This window comes from Amycolatopsis sp. CA-128772, assembly GCF_002904295.1.
Classification (GTDB): Bacteria; Actinomycetota; Actinomycetes; order Mycobacteriales; family Pseudonocardiaceae; genus Amycolatopsis.
Window position 1 is genome coordinate 183,000 of record NZ_PPHG01000096.1, and the last position, 16,520, is coordinate 199,519.

Consider the following 16,520-nt stretch of genomic DNA (forward strand, 5'->3'; position numbering starts at 1 on the left):
CTGCTTCCGCCGAAGTCACCGAGCGTCCAGGCTTCCGGGTGTGGCAAGACTCCTCGCCGGCCTTTCGCTGGGCTACTTCCTGGTCATGCTGGACACGACGATCGTGACGGTCGCCCTCCCGGCCCTTTCGCCGTCGTTGCCGGCGCAGCAATGGATCTCCAACGGCTACACGCTGACGTTCGCGGCGTTCCTGCTGGTGGCGGGCGCGTGGTCGGACCGCTTCGGCGCCCGCCGCGTGTTCTTCACCGGCCTGGTCTCGTTCGCGGCGCTGTCCGGTTTGTCGGCGCTGTCGTTCTCGACGCTGATGCTGATCGCGCTCCGGGCCCTGCTCGGCGTCGCGGGCGCCCTGCTGGTGCCCTCCTCGCTGTCGCTCATCGCGGCGGCTTTCCCGGCGCCGGGCGCGCGGGCGAAGGCGATGGGCGTCTGGGCCGCGGTGAGCGGGACGGGACTGGTGGCCGGGCCCCTGCTGGGCGGCCTGCTGACGGAGGCGTTCGGCTGGCGGGCGATCTTCCTGGTCAACGTCCCGGTGGCCGCGATCGCGCTGGCGTTGTCCCGTCCGGCGCCGCCGACCCCGGCCAGGCGCGGCCGGATGCTCCCCGCGCGCCTGTTCCGGGCTCGGGCGTTCCCGCTGGGGCTCGCCGCGGGCGCGATCGTGAACTTCGGGTTGTCCGGGGTGCTGTTCGTGCTGTCACTGTATTTCCAGGAAACCCGCGGATATCCGCCGTCGATGACCGGAATGGCCTTCCTCCCGGTGACGATCCCGACGGCGTTCAACCCGATTTTCACCGGCCGGCTGGTGGCTCGCGTCGGACCACGAGTGCCGGCGGTGGCCGGCTTTCTGCTGATGTCACTCGGCGTCCTGGTCCAGGCGTGTTCGACGGCGGCGGTCCTGTCGGTGGTCGCGCTGGCGATGCTGGGCTTCGGGGTGTCGCTGGCGATCCCGTCGCTGCTGACGGCGGTGGTCGCCGCGGCGCCGCCCGACCTGACCGGCGTCGCCGGCGGCGCGTTGAACGCGGCCCGGCAGGCGGGCGCGGCGCTCGGGGTGGCCGTCCTGGGGGCCGTGCTGGCCGGCACGACGACGTCGATCGCGCTGGTCACGGCGTCGGCGCTGCTCCTGGCCGGTGCGCTGGTCGTCGCGGCGATCCCGGCGGCGCGGCCGCAGCCGGTGGGCTGATCCGGAGGCCGCGTTCCCCCCTCGAGAACGCGGCCTCCGGTGTGCCCGCAGCATCCGCGCCGGGTGTGGACAGGAAGTGGACAGCGCGTGGATGCGACGGCGGAAACTGTTTCCTGTTCGTTTATGACACAGGAAACCCCTTGTCGGTCAATGCGGCGGCGCGAATCCTCGGTGGTGGGCGCAGAAATTCTCCGAAGCGCTCAGAAATCACCGTTTCCGAGGAGGATTCGTCATGTCCAAGAAGCTGCTCAAATTCGGTGGCCCGGCGCTCGCAATCTGCGCGCTCGCCGCCCTGCCGCTGCTCGGTTCCACCGCGGCGTCCGCCGACGACAACGGCGGGGCCCCGGCCGCCGCCGTCGTCACCCCGACGCCGACGGACACCACCGACGGCAACCCCTGGCACGGTTGACCGGCCGGCCGTGGGTGGCGGCACCGTCGCCGCCACTCACGGCTCACCGCGGGCCGCAGGCGCACCCGAGCGCCGAGCGTTCCTCGCGGACCTCGCCGGCTTCCGGCAGGTCGAGCGCGGCGAACTCGGCCTCGGCCGCGGCCCAGTGTGTGACCGCGCCTTCGTGGTCGCCCATCGCGTGCAGCGTCTCCGCGACACCGCGGTGGGCGCGGGCCCGGTAGGCGCGGTTCCCGCTGCCGTCGGCCAGGTCCAGGGCCGACTTGCCGGCGGTGAGCGCCTCCTGGCGGGCGCCGCGGGCCAGCGCGGTCGCGCCGCGGTCGAGGTAGAGCTGGGTGCGCAGGTCGGCGTCCGGCACGTTCGCCGCGACCTCGCGGGCCTTGTCGTGGTAGCGCACGGCTTCGGCGTACCGGCCGCGCTGCCGGTGCACGTTGGCGATGTTGTTCAGCGCGTACGCCTCGACGCAGTGGTCGCCGACCTCGGCCGCGTGCGCGTGCGCTTCGGTGTAGCTGGCCAGCGCCTCGGTGAGCAGGCCGAGCCGTTCCTGCACGGAGCCGAGGTTGTTCACCGTGTGCGCCAGGCCCTGGACGTGGCCGATCTCCCGCAGCATCCGCGCGGCGGATTCGTGCTGCCGCAACGCGACTTCGAGGTGGCCGTGCTGTTCGTTGAGGTAGCCCAGCATGCTCAGCGCGTGGGCCTCGCCCCGCCGGTCCTCGGTCTGCTCGTACTTGACCAGCGCGGCCTCGAGGTGGGCCATCGCCTGCTCGTGGCGCCCGAGTTCCATGGTCGGGATGGCGAGCGCGCAGAGCGTCGCCGCTTCGCCGCGCAAATCGCCGAGGCGGCGCCACTTGGGCAGGGCCTGGGCGGCGAGCTCGAGGGCCTCGGCGAGCTGCCCGCGCCGGTCGTGCGCGGTGGCCAGCCGCAGCAGGACGTGCGCCTGGCCGTAGTCGTTCCCCGCGTCGGCCGAGACGATCCGCCAGGCGAGCTCGAGCGTGCCGATCCAGTCCTCGAACTGGTTCGTCGTGTTGAAGTACCGCCACAGCAGCACGGCCAGCCGCCAGGTGTGCTCGGGCAGCGCGTGCCCGGCGGCGTAGCGGATGGCGGCCACGAGGTTGTCGCGTTCGGCGACGATCCACCGCAACCCGGCCTCGGCGTCGGCGAAGACCGGCGTCACCGCGCAGGCCCGGTCCGTCGTCGACGGCAGCTGCGCACGGTCGAAGGGGTACGCGGCGCAGACCGCGGCCGCCAGCGTGACGAGGTAGTAGTCGAGCAGCCGCACCAGCGCGTGCGCGGGCGCCGGCTCGACGGCGGCGAACTCCTTGAGCGGGTCCAGCATCTGGTACCGCTCGGGCGCGGCCTCCTCCAGCAGGCTGACCTCGTGCAGGTCGTCGAGCAGCAGCCGCGCCTCGGCGACGTCGCAGCCGGCCAGCGCCGCCCCGCCGGTGACGTCCACGTCCGGCCCGGGCAGGCTCCCGAGCAGCCGGAACAGGGCGCGCTGCGGCTCGCCGAGCTGGTGGTAGGACGCGCGCACCGCGGCCGTGCCGCCGTCGTCTTCGGCGCCCCACGGCCCGTTTTCCTCGAGCAGGCGCAGCAGGTGCTCCAGCGGCCACCGGTCGTGCCGCCGGAACAGCGCGGCCGCCACCCGGATGGGCATCGGCAGGTAGCCGCACCGCCGGACCACCGCGGCGACGTCGGCCGCCCGGCCGCGTAGCCGCGCCGGGCCGGCCAGCGCGTGGAACAGCTCGGCCGCCTCCTCGGGCGGCAGCGGGGCGAGCCGCAGGGGCTCGCCGGTGTCGGCGTCGCCCATCCGCCGGCTGGTGATGACGGCCAGGCAGCCCTCCGCCTCCGGCAGCAGCGGCCGGATCTGCTCGGGCGACGCGGCGTTGTCCAGCACGACCAGCGTGCGCGTGCCCCAGAGCGTCGCCTGGTAGAGCGTGACTTTCCGGCCCACCGTGGCGGGGATCTGCTCGGCGGGCACGCCGAGTTCGAGCAGCAGCTCGCTGAGGGCGTCGCCGACGTCGGCCGGGTCGACGCCGGGGGTGAACCCGTTCAGCCGGGCCAGCAGCTGGCCGTCGGGGAACCGGCCGCGGAGCCGGTGCGCGGCCTCGACCACCAGGCCGGTCTTGCCGACGCCGGGCGCACCGCTGACCCACACCGCGCGCCGCCCGGCCCCGGCGGCCGCCTCGATGGCGCCGATTTCCCCGGTCCGGCCGGTGAATTCGCCGGGCCGCGACGGCAGCGAGCTGGGCGGATCGCCCTGTTCGGCCCGCGCGGCGAGCTTGCGCAGCACCGGCCCGGGCGCCATCCGCAGGGCGGCGAGGGCGTCGCGGGTGGCGTGGAAGACGCGCAGGGCGGCCACCCGGTCGCCGCCGGCGAGCAGCGCGCGGATCAGCAGTTCGGCGTGTTTCTGGCTGGCCGGATCGGCCTGGACGAGCGGCCGCAGCCGGTCGCGCGCCGGGCGGTGTTCGCCGGCCTCGAGCTCCAGCTCGGCCAGGTCCCCGACGACGTCGGGGTAGCTCTCGTCGGGCGAGATCACCTCGGCCCCGCCGACGCGGTCGATGTCGATGTCTTCCAGGAACTTCCCCCGCCACAGCCCGACGGCCTCGCGCAGCAGCGCGATCGCCCGGCGCGGGTCGTCGGCGCGGACGTCCGCGGCTTCGGCGCGGAGCCGGGCGAACCGCGTGGTGTCGAGCTGGTCCTCGCCGGCCCGCAGCAGGTAGCCGGTCGGGGTGGTCTCGATGGTCGCGTCCCCGACGACGTCCCGCAGCCGCTTGATGTAGCTGCGCACCAGGGTGGGCTTGGCTTCGCGGTCGGCCCAGACGATCTCGGCCAGGCGGGCGGGTGTCACGGGCTTGTTGGCGTGCAGGAGCAGCACGACGAGGACGAACCGCTGCTGCTGGTCACCCAGCGGCACCGGCACGCCGTCGTGCCACGCCTCCAGCGGGCCGAGCATCCGAAACTCCACGCAGCCTCCCCGGCGTCAGCTTGCTGTCCTCTTTTGATGTCGCGCAATCGGCCGTCCGGGTTTCGGAAATCCGCATTTCTTCCACGTTCGGTGCACGCGCGGTTGGCAAACTCCGCCGGTCGACCAGGGGTGTGAAGGAGAAACCGGTATGGGGTCCGATGTGTTGCCGTGTTACGTGGCCTGTGACGTCTCGCTTTCGATGGCCGACCACATCGAGGAGCTGAACGTGGGCTTGCGCGAGTTCCGCGGCGCGGTCCACGCGGACGCCTCGGTCGCCGACCGCGTGTTCTGCAGCGTCGTCGGCTTCGGCGAGCAGCCGCAGGTGGTGCAGTCCCTGCTCCCGATGGACGACCTGGCGGAACTGCCGGAACCGGCCCCGTGCGCGGGCACGAACTTCGGCCCGGCGTTCACCTTCCTGCGCTCGCTCATCGACCGCGACGTGTCGATCCTGCGGCGGCACCGCCTGCAGGTCCACCGCCCCCTGGTGTTCTTCCTGTCCGACGGCCAGCCGACGGACCCGGTGACCTGGCCGTTCGCGTTCGCGTCGCTGACGGACCCGGCGTGGGCCTGCTGCCCCCGCGTGGTGACGTTCGGCCTGGGCGACGCGGACCCGGCGGCCCTCGATCGCATCGGAACGTTCCGCACGTACCTCGGCCGCGACGGCGTCCGCATGGGAACGGCGCTGATCGCCTCGGTGATGCACGTTCTGTCCACTTCCCGTCCACCGGCCGACCGCACGCTGTCCCCACGGGGGTCCGCAAGGGAGTTGCCATGGAAACGCACTGAGGGAGAGAACAGTGGAGCGCGCTGAGCTGGTCCGGGAGCTGAAGTCGCTGCGGAAGGGCCGAGGGCTGCAGGCGAGCAGGCTCCCGGACCGCGTCGGGCCGGCGTTGTCGTCGGCCTGCGCGGTCGCGGAGTCGGACGGGATGGTGGTGGTCCGGGCGAAGGTGACGGCCAGGCTGTCGGAGCTGTCGTCGCACTTGCCGGAGGACTTGCGGTTGGCGGTCCTGGCGGCCTTCGCGATCACGGCGGAGGCCCGCCAGCCCCTGTACCAGGACCGCGTCCGCTGGGCGGCCGCGCGTGTGGACCGGGACCCGCGAACGGTCCGGCGCCGCGTGGACGAGGCGATCGAGCTACTGGCAGAGCTGGCCCTGGGCGCCCCGGCGGGCGCTTCGCCGGGCAGCTGGCACACGGCATGGGTAACGCTGGCGGCGATCGTGGGCGAGTCGTGCGTGTTCGAACAGCACAGAGTGGTGGCGGACCAGGACGGCCTGCGCACGTTCCCCCTGGCCACCGGCGGCGCCGACGGAATGGTCCTCTACGGCGGAACCCTCTCGGAGGGCACGGTGGAGCTGCCGCGTCCGTTGTCCCGCGGTGAGTCGTGGGAGTTCGCGGTGCTGTCCAAGCTGGAGCCGGCCACCCACCTGGTCCACGTCCCGAGACACCGCTGCGAACTGTTCGATTTACGCCTCCGCTTCGGCCGGGGCGGCTGCCCGGCGGAGGTGCTCGCGTTGGATGGGGCGTTCGAGAGGGACGTTTCGGACGCGGGGTACCGGGGCCGGACGCAGCCGGTCGACGCGGCGGGGGAGGTGCACCTGCAGTTCCGCCACCTGACACCGGGGCTGGCCTACGGGGCCCGGTGGGTGGATCAGCCGTGACCCGTTCGACGCCGGTTGGGCGCGGCAGCTAGATCCGTGCCCGTCAGCTGGTCATTTCTTTTAGAAACGCCTGGGTTTCCGGATCTTCGGAAAACACCGCGGTACCCCGCATGCCCCTGGTGAGAAGCACCTTGTAGGTGTTCTTGATCAGCGCGGAGAAGTACAATTCGTCCGCCTTGCGCACGGCCGGGTCCTTCGACTTCGTCCGGTCCGGCTTCCAGCGGCCGTCACGCCGCACGAGGTCGGTGCCGAAGATGACACCCGACCAGTCGTACTCGAAGCCCTGCGCGGTGTAAATGCAGCCGACCTGCCCGAAGCCGCGTTCGTCGGTGGCCCAGTAGGCCGAACTCGGGACTCCGGGAACGGCCTTCGACCCTTCCGCCTTGGCGTTCCACGGACGCTTCCAGTCGCCGATCACCACGTCGTCGACGAGGTGACGTCCGTTCTCGCCCTCCTTCGGATTGCTCCACGGCCAGCAGAACCCCGCGGCCAGCCGTGCCGTGCCGCCGTGCTGTGCTTCCTGCTGCAGAACCCAGGCTTCGAGCGCTTCCGGGGACGCGGCACTGGTCAGCGTGATCCCGTCGTCGAGCGGGCCGGCGATCTTGCTCCACGCGATCGGCGGTTCGGCGTTCTCGCCGAGCCCGAGCAGCCGGGCCACCCAGGTGTCGTACGAGGCGGAGCCGCCGCAGCGGAGCTGGTCCTTCAGGCGGACGACTTCGACCGCGCAGCCCAGCGCTTCGGCGGCGGCCGTGATCTCCCGCAGCGAGCCCATTTCGCCGGGCCGCACCGTCTGGTGCTCGTCGAGCAGGAAGACCGGTACGGCGGCGACGTTGATCAGTTCGTCGACCTGACGCCCGGCGCGTTCCCGTTGTTCCTTGCGGGTGTACTGGTTGACGCCCTTTTCGCGGATGCGATGTGCTTCGTCGCAGATCAGGACGTCCAGCTCGCGTGGCTCGCACCCCACGTAGGTGTTGAAGTACTTGAACAGCCCCTTCGTTCGCGTACTCCGGTGCCCGGCGTACTTGCGCATCGTCTCGGTGAAGGACTTCGACCCGGTGGCGTGCGCGACGGCGACGCCACGCTTGGCCAGCGCGCCGAGAAGGCTCAGGGCGATGACACTCTTGCCCGAGCCCGGGCCGCCTTCGACGATCACGACGGTGTGGGTCCGGGCGGCGCGCGAGCGTTCGACCGCCTGCATCACCAGTTCGTAGGCCACTTTCTGGTCGTCCAGCAACACGAACTGCGCGCGGTCCTGGATCTCCGCGGCCGCGTGCGTGAGAAGCGGCTTGGTGGGCCGGTGGACGAAGCCGAGGAACTCGTCTCCGGCGAGCCGGTTGGCGCCCGGATCCGCGGCCACGTCGAGCACCGCACGAAGGTGGTCGGCGAGCTGAGCGCGGTCGTCCATGGTGAACAGCCGGCCGTGCGCGCTGACCGGGTGCTGGGCCAGCGCGGCCACATCGGCCCGGCGGGCGTTGTGCAGGTAGGCCAGGCCGTGCACGGCGCCCGGACGGTCCACCAAGGCCGGGGTGTGGTCAGTGAAGTACTGGCAATACCCGCGTACCTGTTCGGCGGGGTGGAGGTGGTGTCCGGGAAGACCCGGAACGTTGACCACCTCGGCCAGGTAGAGCTCGGCTTTCGACCACTGCTTGAGCTCGACGAACACGAAGCTGCTTTCGCCGGTGCGCGGATGAGTTCCGCAGAGCACCACGTCGACCCGCCGCTTGCTGTGCGGAAGCTGGTGCTCCAGAAGGACTTCCACCTCACCGAGTTCCGCGTCGACGAGGTCCCGGAGCAGGATCGGCAGGCTCCGGCGCCAGGAGTTCACTTCGCCGAGCCCGGCACGGGTACCGAGCACGTAGCCGGACTGTTCGCGAAGGCGGAGGTGCAGCTGGCCCGCGTTCGCCTCGCCCAGAAGCGCCGTTGCCGTCCCGCGAACCAAAGCCACTTCGTCCCCCCATAGGCGTGCGTCATCGACGACGGTTATGGGGGCAGCGACGAGGGAGCGCCTCGGTGCCCGGCGGGCCGCGTCGACCACGGTAGCCGATTCGGTCCGGCCGGCTGCGGAGCGGCAGCTGACCGGAAGTCGGTGATGAAACCGAGCGCGATGCTATAACCCGTTCGGGTCAACTCGAAAGTGTGGCCGGGAAAGGTTGCGCTTGCTGTCGGACTGTGTCGACACCTTGCGGTAACTCGATCGTGGCGTGCAGGTCGCGCGAAGACCGGCGAGTGTCTCGACGATTTCGGTTTCGGCGACTTCGATCAGCCGTAAACCCGGGCTCGATGGGGCGATCTGGTCGCGTGCTGTTCTAATCGCGTTGATCACCCAGAGTGCCCCCGGCAGGATTCGAACCTGCGACACCCGCTTTAGGAGAGCGGTGCTCTATCCCCTGAGCTACGAGGGCCTGCTACTGCCGCGGCCAGCTTAACCTGCCCGGGGTGCGTGCAGCAGCTGGGGCACGGATGGCCCAGCCCGACTCTCGTCGTCACCCAGGTGAGTGGTTCTGCAACGCCGGCAAGCTCGGGCATACACCCCGCCGGACGGCGGACCGCACCTGACCTGGACGGACCAGTGCCTCACCTGGTCGTGTCTGGTTTCGAACTGCTGAACAACAGTAGGTAACCTTCGTTAACGGGATGCGGGGAGCCGCCTCCACCGGCTGTTGCGGAGGGCTTCGTTGATCAAGCTCATGTTCGCCGACGACGAGGAACTGGTGCGCTCGGGGTTGCGCGCGATGATGTCCGGGGCCCAGGACATCGAGATCGTGGGCGAGGCGAGCGACGGCAGATCCGCCGTGGAGGTGGCCCGGCGGTACCACCCCGATGTTGCCCTGCTCGACATCAAGATGCGGGCTCCCGACGACGGCATCCGGGCGCTGCGGGCCATCCTCGCCCTGCCCGACCCGCCCACCGTGGCCATGCTGACCACCTTCGACATCGACGAGTACGTCAGCCTCGCGCTGAGGCTCGGCGCCAACGGCTTCCTGCTCAAGGACATCGATCCCGCCGCGCTGCTCCGTGCCGTGCGTGACCTCGCGCGAGGGGGTGCGGTGCTGGATCCCGGCGTGGCCGCGCGGATGGTTCAGTCGCACCGGGACGAACAACGTGCTGCTCAGCCCGCCCGCAAGCTGCTCGCCTCGCTCTCCGAACGCGAACGCGAGGTCGTCGCGCTGATCGGGCAGGGTCTCTCCAACGCCGAGATCGGGGGGCGGCTGCACCTCTCCGAAGCCACCGTCAAGGGGTACGTTTCCGCCGTGCTCTCCAAGATCGGGGCCGCCAACCGGGTGCAGGCCGCGCTGCTGGCCTACCGCGGTGGGCTTCTCGACCAGTAGATGCTGCTCACGGCGCTGGAGTTCCTCGGGCTCGTCGCCTTCGCCGCGTCCGGGGCGCTCGCCGCCGTGCGGGCCCGGCTCGATGTCTTCGGTGTTGTCGTCGTCGGGCTTACCACCGCTCTCGGGGGCGGCGTCATCCGGGACGTCCTGCTCGGCATCCACCCGCCCACCACCCTGCGGAACTGGTCCTACCTCGCCGTCTGCGCCGGGACCGCCCTGATCGTGTTCGTCTTTCACCCGCAGGTGGCGCGGCTGCGGCGGGGCGTCCTGCTCGCCGACGCGCTCGGGCTCGGCGTCTTCGCCACCGCCGGGACCACCATCGCGCTCAACGCCGGCGCCACCGTCTACGCCGCGTGTCTGATCGGGATGACCACCGGCATCGGCGGCGGCGCCGTGCGCGATCTGCTGCTCCGGGAAATCCCGCTCGTCCTGCGGAAGGAGATCTACGCCGTGGCCGCGCTGGCCGGCTCGGTGCTCGTCGCCGCCGGTCACGCTGCGCGACTGCCGCAGGGGCCGGTGACCGTCGTCGCCGCCGCTGTCGTGGTCACCATCCGGGTGGTCGCGCTCTGGCGGCACTGGAACGCCCCGGTCGCGCGCGGTCCCGAGTGAGAATTTCCTTTGTTAGTTCTGTGTGTGTTCTTAGGCGGGTCTCAGCACGCTGCGTAAAACTGTCGCCATGCGCATCCTTGTGGTGGACGACGACCGCGCCGTCCGTGAGTCGCTCCGGCGGTCCCTGGAGTTCAACGGCTACCAGGTCCAGCTGGCCAGCGACGGTGCGCAGGCGCTGGAGGCGATCATCGCCGACCGGCCGGACGCGATGGTCCTGGACGTGATGATGCCCCGGCTCGACGGCCTGGAGGTGGCCCGCCGCCTGCGCAGCACCGGCGACGACCTGCCGATCCTCGTCCTCACCGCGCGCGACACCGTCTCCGACCGGGTGTCCGGGCTGGACGCCGGCGCCGACGACTACCTGCCGAAGCCCTTCGCCCTCGAAGAGCTGCTGGCCCGGCTGCGGGCGCTGCTGCGCCGCGCCGTCCCGGAGGGGCCGAACGGCCAGGCGTCCGAGGTGCTGTCCTTCGCGGACCTGACGCTCGACCCCGGCACGCGGGAGGTCCGCCGCGGCGGCCGCGAGATCAGCCTGACCCGGACCGAGTTCGCACTGCTGGAACTGTTCCTTTCCTACCCGAAGCACGTCCTCACGCGGGGCCGGATCCTGGAGGAAGTATGGGGATACGACTTCCCGACGTCGGGCAACGCGCTGGAGGTCTACGTCGGCTATTTGCGCCGCAAGACGGAGGCCGAGGGGGAGCCGAGGCTGATCCACACGGTGCGGGGGGTGGGGTACGTCCTGAGGGAAACCCCGCCGTGACCGAGCCCGGCGATCCCCGCGGCACGCGCTGGGGAGCCCGCCGGTTCTCGCTGCGCGGCCGGGTGACGCTGCTCGCCGCCGCCTGTGTCGCCGGCGCCGTCGCGCTGGTGTCGCTCGGCGCGTACATGGTCGTGCGCAGCAACCTCTACCAGCAGCTCGACGACAGCCTGATGGCGCGCGCGCAGGCGGCCGCGGACTCGCCGCAGGTGCAGACCGAGCTGCGGCAGGTCCCCGGTGCCTTCCTGGCCAGCGCCGACCTGCAGATCGGGCAGCTCAACGCGGCGCCCGACGTCGCGCACGCCGTGATGACCTACCCGCTGTCGAGCTCGCCGCCGCCGTTCGGCCAGGACGAGCTGGCCGTCGCGAACGGGGATTCGGCGGAGTCGCTGCGGACGGACTTCCGCACCGACAGCCGCGTCGTCGCCCTGCCCACCGGGCACGGCGAGGCCATCGTGCTGGCGCAGTCGATGGGCCCGACCAAGCGCACGCTGAACGAGCTCGCGCTGGTGCTCTTCCTGATCGGCGGGGCCGGCATCCTGGTCGCCGCCGCGGCGGGCACCGCCGTCGCGCGCACCGGCCTGCGCCCGGTCGACCGGCTGACGTCGGCCGCCGAGCGCGTTGCCAAGACCGGGGACCTGCGGCCGATCCCGGTCAGCGGCGACGACGAGCTGGCGCGCCTCACCCAGACTTTCAACACCATGCTGGGCACGGTCGCGGACTCGCAGGAGCGCCAGCGCCAGCTGGTCGCGGACGCCGGCCACGAGCTGCGGACCCCGCTGACGTCGCTGCGCACCAACCTCGAGCTGCTGCTCGCGGCGAGCAAGCCGGGCGCGCCGCCGCTGCCGGACGAGGACCGCATCGACATCGTCGCCGACATCAGCGGCCAGCTCGACGAGCTGACGCAGCTCATCGGCGACCTGGTCGAGCTCGCCCGCCAGGACGAGCCGCGCGAGCGGTTCGAACGCGTCGAGCTGCTGGAGGTCGTCGAGCGCGCGCTCGACCGGGCGCGGCGGCGCGCGGGCGAGATCAACTTCGACGTCTCGCTGCAGCCGTGGGTGCTCACCGGCGATAACAGTTCGCTCGAGCGGGCGGTGCTGAACCTGCTCGACAACGCCGTGAAGTTCTCGCCGCCGGAATCGACGGTGTGGGTGCGGCTGTACCCGCTCGGCGACGGCACCGCCGTGGTCGAGATCGCCGACGCCGGCCCGGGCATCGCCGACGAGGACCTGCCCAAGGTGTTCGACCGCTTCTACCGCTCGTCGGAGGCGCGGACGCTGCCCGGTTCGGGCCTCGGGCTGGCGATCGTGAAGCACGCGGCCGAGCGGCACGGCGGGGCCGTCTACGCCTCGCAGGCGCCCGAAGGCGGCGCGTTGATGACGATCCGGTTGCCGGGCGCACCGGGCTGACCGATCGGGGCCAGGATCGGCGCATGCCGCTCCGGGACCTGATCTGTCGTTGCCTGATCGCCGCGGTGAGCGGGCTGCTCGCGGCGCTGGCGTTGAGGGTGGTCCCGATCTCCGGCCTCTGCACCGGTCCGGCGTGCCTTCTCGTCGGCATGGTGGTCGCGCCGCTCGTGCTGTTCGGCGCGGCCGCCCTGGCCTGGGTGCTGCTGGCCCTGGCTCGCGTCCGCCCGGCGTGGCCCGTCGCCCTGGTCGGGCCCCTCACCGTGCTGGCGGTGGTCACCACGGTGACCGGCTGGGAGGCGTTTTGGGTGTTCGCGGCCGTGGCCGCCGCGAGCTACGCGTTCGCGGCGCTCGTCACCGCGGACGGGTTGCCCCGCGCGTGGCGGGTTGCGCCGGCCCTGCCTGTGGTGGTGTTGTTCGCATGGGGTGTGGTGCTGCCGATCATCCGCGCCGGGCTGTGACCTGGCGTTTCCAAGTTCACCCTCCTGCATCCAGCGGCCTGCGTGTTTAATCGTGTAGGATTTTGTGTAGTTGGCTTGACGGGGACGGAGTTGAACGGTGCTGGCGCGTCAGCGACAGGCGGTGATCCTGGAAGAGGCACGCCGGACCGGTGCGGTCCGGGTCAGTGACCTGGTGACCAGGCTGGGCGTGTCCGACATGACGGTGCGCCGCGACCTCGACGTCCTCGCCGGGCGCGGGCTCGTCGAGAAGGTGTACGGCGGCGCCACCTCGGTCGTCGGCAAGAGCACCGACGAACCCGGGTTCGAGGCCAAGTCCGTGCGCCAGCGCGCGCAGAAGGAAGCCATCGCCGAGCTCGCCGCGACGCTCGTCCGGCCCGGTACCGCGATCGGCATCTCCGCCGGCACCACCACGTGGACGCTGGCGCGGGCCCTCGACGCCATTCCCGGCCTCACCATCGTGACCAACTCGATCCAGGTCGCGGACGTGCTCCGCGGGTCGACCCAGCCGGACCGCACGGTCGTGCTCACCGGCGGCGTGCGGACGCCCTCGGACGCGCTGGTCGGGCCGGTCGCCGTGCACAGCCTGCGGTCGCTGCACCTCGACGCCGTCTTCCTCGGCGTGCACGGGATGGCCGACGGGCCGGGGTTCACGACGCCGAACCTCACCGAGAGCGAGACCGACCGCGCGCTGGTCGAGGCCGGGCGCAAGCTGGTCGTGCTCGCCGACCACACCAAGTGGGGCACCGTCGGGATCTCCACGATCGCCGACCTCGACGAGGCCGACGTCGTCGTCACCGACGACGGCCTGCCCGACGAAGCCAAGGAAGTGCTCGCCGAACGGGCGGGAGAACTCATGATCGCCGAGACGGCGGAGACGGACGAGGCCCAAGAAGCGTGAAGCGCACCGTACGACACCTGGCCGACGGCCGGGAGATCATCTACTTCGACCAGCCCGGCGCGCCCGACCGCGTCGCCGAGGACACCCGCGACCTGCCGCCGGTCTCGGCCGCGTCGGAGATCCGGCTGGACCCGCTGACCGGCGAGTGGGTCGCGATGGCCGCGCACCGGCAGACGCGGACGTACAAGCCGCCGGCCGATCTGTGCCCGCTGTGCCCGAGCAAGCCCGGCAAGCCGAGCGAGATCCCGGAAAGCGATTACGACGTCGTCGTCTTCGAGAACCGCTTCCCGTCCTTCGCCGAGGACGTTATCGGGGAGCCGTCCACCGTGGATGGTTTCGGGCTGGTGCCGGTGCGGCCCGGCCGCGGCCGCTGCGAGGTCGTCTGCTTCACCAGCGACCACGACGGGTCCTTCGCCCGGCTGAGCCCGGAGCAGGTGCGGGCCGTGGTGGACGCCTGGGCGGACCGCACGACCGGGCTGTCCGCGGTGCCCGGCGTCGAGCAGATCTTCCCGTTCGAGAACCGCGGCGAGGAAATCGGCGTCACGCTGTCGCACCCGCACGGGCAGATCTACGGCTACCCGTTCGTCACGCCGAAGACCGCGCGGATGCTCGACGTCGCCCGCGCCTACCAGGCCGAACACGGCCGCCCGGTGCTCGGCGACGTGCTCGCGGCCGAGCAGAAGTCCGGCGCGCGCGTGGTGACGTCCGGCGAGCACTGGACGGCGTTCGTGCCGCCGGCGGCGCGCTGGCCGGTCCAGGTCCAGATCGTGCCGCACCGGCAGGTCCCGGACATCCCCGCGCTGACCGACGCCGAGCGCGACGACTTCGCCGAGGTCTATCTCGACGTGCTGCGCCGCTGCGATGCCCTGTACGACCGGCCGCTGCCGTACATCGCCGCATGGCACCAGGCGCCGGTGCACCGCGACCGGGAGCTCGGCTGGCTGCACCTGGAGCTGTTCTCCGTCCTGCGGGCGAAGGACAAGCTGAAGTACCTGGCGGGGTCCGAGTCGGGCATGGCGGTGTGGATCAACGACGCGACGCCGGAGCAGATCGCCGAACGGCTCCGCGCGGCGGGCTGATCACGGCCATACTCATCTGCGATGCACAGGTTCGGCTCAGGAACCTCTCAGGACCATCGCGCAAGGTGAGGACATGACCGAGAACGACCCCAGCGCACACGACCCCGCGGCGCCGAGGCACCCCGAGACCGGCCAGCAGCCGGCCCAGGGCGGTTGGGCGGGGCACCCGTACGGTGAGCAGGCCCAGCCCGAGTCCGGCGGTACGCCGCAGTACTCCGAGCCGTCCTACCACGCGGTGACCGGGGCCGATCCGGCGTACGGCGCGCAGAGCGCGAACCCCTGGTCCGCCCAGGGCGCGCAGGTGCCCTCGGGTCAGACGCAGCAGAGCGTCTACCCGCCGCCGAACCCGTACGGCCAGCCCGGCACGTCGGTCTACAACACGCCGGCGGCGCCGCCGCAGCCCAAGCGGTCGAGCGGGAAGCTGCTCGCCGGGGTCGCCCTGGTCGCGCTGCTGGTCGGCGGCATCGCGGGCGGGGCGGTCGGCTACCTGACCGGCGGGACGTCGGGTCCCGCCGGCAACGCCCTCGACGCGCCGAAGCCGGCCCAGCAGACCGGCAACGCGCCGGCCGGCTCGGTCGAGGCCGTCGCGCAGAAGCTGTCGCCGAGCGTCGTCGAGCTGCAGGTCAGCGGCCAGCAGGCCGCGGGCGAGGGCTCCGGGTTCGTCATCAGCACCGACGGCTACATCCTGACCAACAACCACGTGGTCGAGGTCGCCGCGAACGGCGGCCAGATCCAGGCGGTGTTCCAGGACGGCAAGAAGGCCGCCGCCAAGGTCGTCGGCCGCGACCCGACGACCGACATCGCGGTCGTCAAGGTCAGCGGCGTCAGCAACCTGACGCCGGTGGAGATCGGCCGGTCCGACGACCTGCGCGTCGGCCAGTCGGTGGTCGCCATCGGCTCGCCGTTCGAGCTGGCCGGCACGGTCACCTCGGGCATCGTCAGCTCGCTGCACCGGCCGGTGCGCGCGGGCGGCAGCAGCGGCGACCAGACCACGGTGATGGACGCGGTCCAGACCGACGCGGCGATCAACCCGGGCAACTCGGGTGGCCCGCTGGCGAACATGGCCGGCCAGGTCATCGGCATCAACTCGGCGATCTACAGCCCGCAGTCGGCGTCCGGCGGCCAGGGCCAGGGCGCGTCCGAAGGCGGCAACGTCGGCATCGGCTTCGCCATCCCGATCGACCAGGCCCGCCGCACGGCGGACACGATCATCAAGACCGGCCAGGCGGTGCAGACCTACATCGGCGCCCAGGTGAAGGACGCTCCGCAGGGCGGCGCCGAGCTCGGCGCCATCACCGCGGGCAGCCCGGCGGAGAAGGCCGGCCTGAAGGCGGGCGACATCGTCACCAAGATCGACGAACGCCCGATCGACTCGGCCGACACCCTGGTCGCGGCGGTCCGCACCCGGGCCCCGGACGAGAAGGCGACGTTCACGCTCTCCGACGGCCGCACGGTCGAGGTGACACTCGGCGGCCAGCCGGTCCAGCCCAACTGATTTGGTCCAGACGCTCGGCCGCGGTGGTGCGGCCGAGACCAGCTTCGGCTCGACCCCCGTTCCGGGGCCGGACCCCCAAGGCCACGCGCGACCAGGCACTTGATGCCGGTCGCGCGTGGCCGCATTTGTGGCCGGGTTTGTGGCCCGGGGTCAGGGGGCGGGGCGGTCGGCCGGCGTACCTGGGGAGTCGGCTGGCGTACCTGGTGGGTCGGTTGGCGTGCCTGGGGAGTCGGCTGGCGTAACCGGGGCGTCGGTTCGCGTGCCTGGAGGGTCGGGTTGCGTG

14 protein-coding genes and 1 tRNA gene are annotated in these 16,520 nt (G+C 71.8%); 12 read left to right on the forward strand and 3 right to left on the reverse strand.

Features of this window, described 5'->3' with window-relative positions; genetic code table 11:
• The first annotated feature begins 40 nt into the window (after positions 1-40).
• Both C2L59_RS43640 and C2L59_RS47650 read left to right on the forward strand, forming a co-directional pair.
• Positions 41-1,174, forward strand: a complete 1,134-nt coding sequence (locus C2L59_RS43640) for an MFS transporter (protein ID WP_103355442.1) — start codon at positions 41-43, stop codon at positions 1,172-1,174.
• Between the two features lie 232 nt (positions 1,175-1,406).
• Positions 1,407-1,583, forward strand: coding sequence for a hypothetical protein (locus C2L59_RS47650; protein WP_158263149.1), 177 nt, complete (start codon positions 1,407-1,409; stop codon positions 1,581-1,583).
• A gap of 43 nt (positions 1,584-1,626) precedes the next feature.
• Here C2L59_RS47650 and C2L59_RS43645 read toward each other — a convergent pair whose 3' ends face one another.
• Positions 1,627-4,545, reverse strand: a complete 2,919-nt coding sequence (locus tag C2L59_RS43645; RefSeq protein ID WP_233224016.1) for a tetratricopeptide repeat protein — start codon at positions 4,543-4,545, stop codon at positions 1,627-1,629.
• A 148-nt stretch (positions 4,546-4,693) separates the two neighbouring features.
• Between C2L59_RS43645 and C2L59_RS43650 the strand changes: the two genes are divergently transcribed.
• Together C2L59_RS43650 and C2L59_RS43655 are read left to right on the forward strand one after the other, a co-directional pair.
• On the forward strand, positions 4,694-5,356 hold the full coding sequence (locus tag C2L59_RS43650; protein ID WP_103355444.1) for a hypothetical protein: 663 nt from the start codon (positions 4,694-4,696) through the stop codon (positions 5,354-5,356).
• Positions 5,343-6,203: a hypothetical protein gene (locus C2L59_RS43655; protein WP_103355445.1), complete on the forward strand. Its 861-nt coding sequence runs from the start codon at positions 5,343-5,345 to the stop codon at positions 6,201-6,203. Before C2L59_RS43650 ends, C2L59_RS43655 begins: the two co-directional genes overlap by 14 nt.
• Before the next feature lie 43 nt (positions 6,204-6,246).
• On the opposite strand, the gene C2L59_RS43660 is transcribed toward C2L59_RS43655, so the two are convergent.
• Together C2L59_RS43660 and C2L59_RS43665 are read right to left on the reverse strand one after the other, a co-directional pair.
• On the reverse strand, positions 6,247-8,148 hold the full coding sequence (locus C2L59_RS43660; RefSeq protein ID WP_103355446.1) for a DUF2075 domain-containing protein: 1,902 nt from the start codon (positions 8,146-8,148) through the stop codon (positions 6,247-6,249).
• Between the two features lie 384 nt (positions 8,149-8,532).
• A tRNA-Arg gene (locus tag C2L59_RS43665) sits at positions 8,533-8,605 on the reverse strand.
• Between the two features lie 273 nt (positions 8,606-8,878).
• Here C2L59_RS43665 and C2L59_RS43670 point away from each other — a divergent pair.
• From C2L59_RS43670 to C2L59_RS43705, 8 genes are all read left to right on the forward strand, one after another.
• Positions 8,879-9,532 (forward strand): response regulator transcription factor, encoded by a 654-nt coding sequence (locus C2L59_RS43670; protein ID WP_003087851.1) that lies wholly within the window; start codon positions 8,879-8,881, stop codon positions 9,530-9,532.
• Entirely contained in the window at positions 9,533-10,141 is a 609-nt protein-coding gene (locus tag C2L59_RS43675) for a trimeric intracellular cation channel family protein (RefSeq protein WP_103355447.1), read from the forward strand.
• Positions 10,142-10,208: 67 nt separating this feature from the next.
• The gene (locus C2L59_RS43680) at positions 10,209-10,901 is read left to right on the forward strand and encodes a response regulator transcription factor (RefSeq protein WP_103355448.1); all 693 of its coding nucleotides are present in this window, start codon (positions 10,209-10,211) and stop codon (positions 10,899-10,901) included.
• A complete protein-coding gene (locus tag C2L59_RS43685) occupies positions 10,898-12,307 on the forward strand; it encodes a HAMP domain-containing sensor histidine kinase (RefSeq protein WP_103355449.1) in 1,410 nt (469 codons plus the stop codon). Before C2L59_RS43680 ends, C2L59_RS43685 begins: the two co-directional genes overlap by 4 nt.
• A 23-nt stretch (positions 12,308-12,330) precedes the next feature.
• Entirely contained in the window at positions 12,331-12,765 is a 435-nt protein-coding gene (locus C2L59_RS43690; RefSeq protein ID WP_103355450.1) for a hypothetical protein, read from the forward strand.
• A gap of 97 nt (positions 12,766-12,862) precedes the next feature.
• A complete protein-coding gene (locus C2L59_RS43695; protein WP_103355451.1) occupies positions 12,863-13,663 on the forward strand; it encodes a DeoR/GlpR family DNA-binding transcription regulator in 801 nt (266 codons plus the stop codon).
• Positions 13,660-14,742 (forward strand): galactose-1-phosphate uridylyltransferase, encoded by a 1,083-nt coding sequence (gene galT / locus C2L59_RS43700; protein WP_103355452.1) that lies wholly within the window; start codon positions 13,660-13,662, stop codon positions 14,740-14,742. Before C2L59_RS43695 ends, galT begins: the two co-directional genes overlap by 4 nt.
• Before the next feature lie 73 nt (positions 14,743-14,815).
• Positions 14,816-16,237 (forward strand): S1C family serine protease, encoded by a 1,422-nt coding sequence (locus tag C2L59_RS43705; RefSeq protein WP_103355453.1) that lies wholly within the window; start codon positions 14,816-14,818, stop codon positions 16,235-16,237.
• Positions 16,238-16,520 lie beyond the last annotated feature (283 nt).

Bases quoted from the DNA above. Each gene is read 5' to 3' on its own strand.
- C2L59_RS43650 (WP_103355444.1), top strand. From the start codon at position 4,694: ATGGGGTCCGATGTGTTGCCGTGTTACGTGGCCTGTGACGTCTCGCTT.
- C2L59_RS43705 (WP_103355453.1), top strand. From the start codon at position 14,816: ATGACCGAGAACGACCCCAGCGCACACGACCCCGCGGCGCCGAGGCAC.
- C2L59_RS43680 (WP_103355448.1), top strand. From the start codon at position 10,209: ATGCGCATCCTTGTGGTGGACGACGACCGCGCCGTCCGTGAGTCGCTC.
- C2L59_RS47650 (WP_158263149.1), top strand. From the start codon at position 1,407: ATGTCCAAGAAGCTGCTCAAATTCGGTGGCCCGGCGCTCGCAATCTGC.
- C2L59_RS43675 (WP_103355447.1), top strand. From the start codon at position 9,533: ATGCTGCTCACGGCGCTGGAGTTCCTCGGGCTCGTCGCCTTCGCCGCG.
- C2L59_RS43690 (WP_103355450.1), top strand. From the start codon at position 12,331: ATGCCGCTCCGGGACCTGATCTGTCGTTGCCTGATCGCCGCGGTGAGC.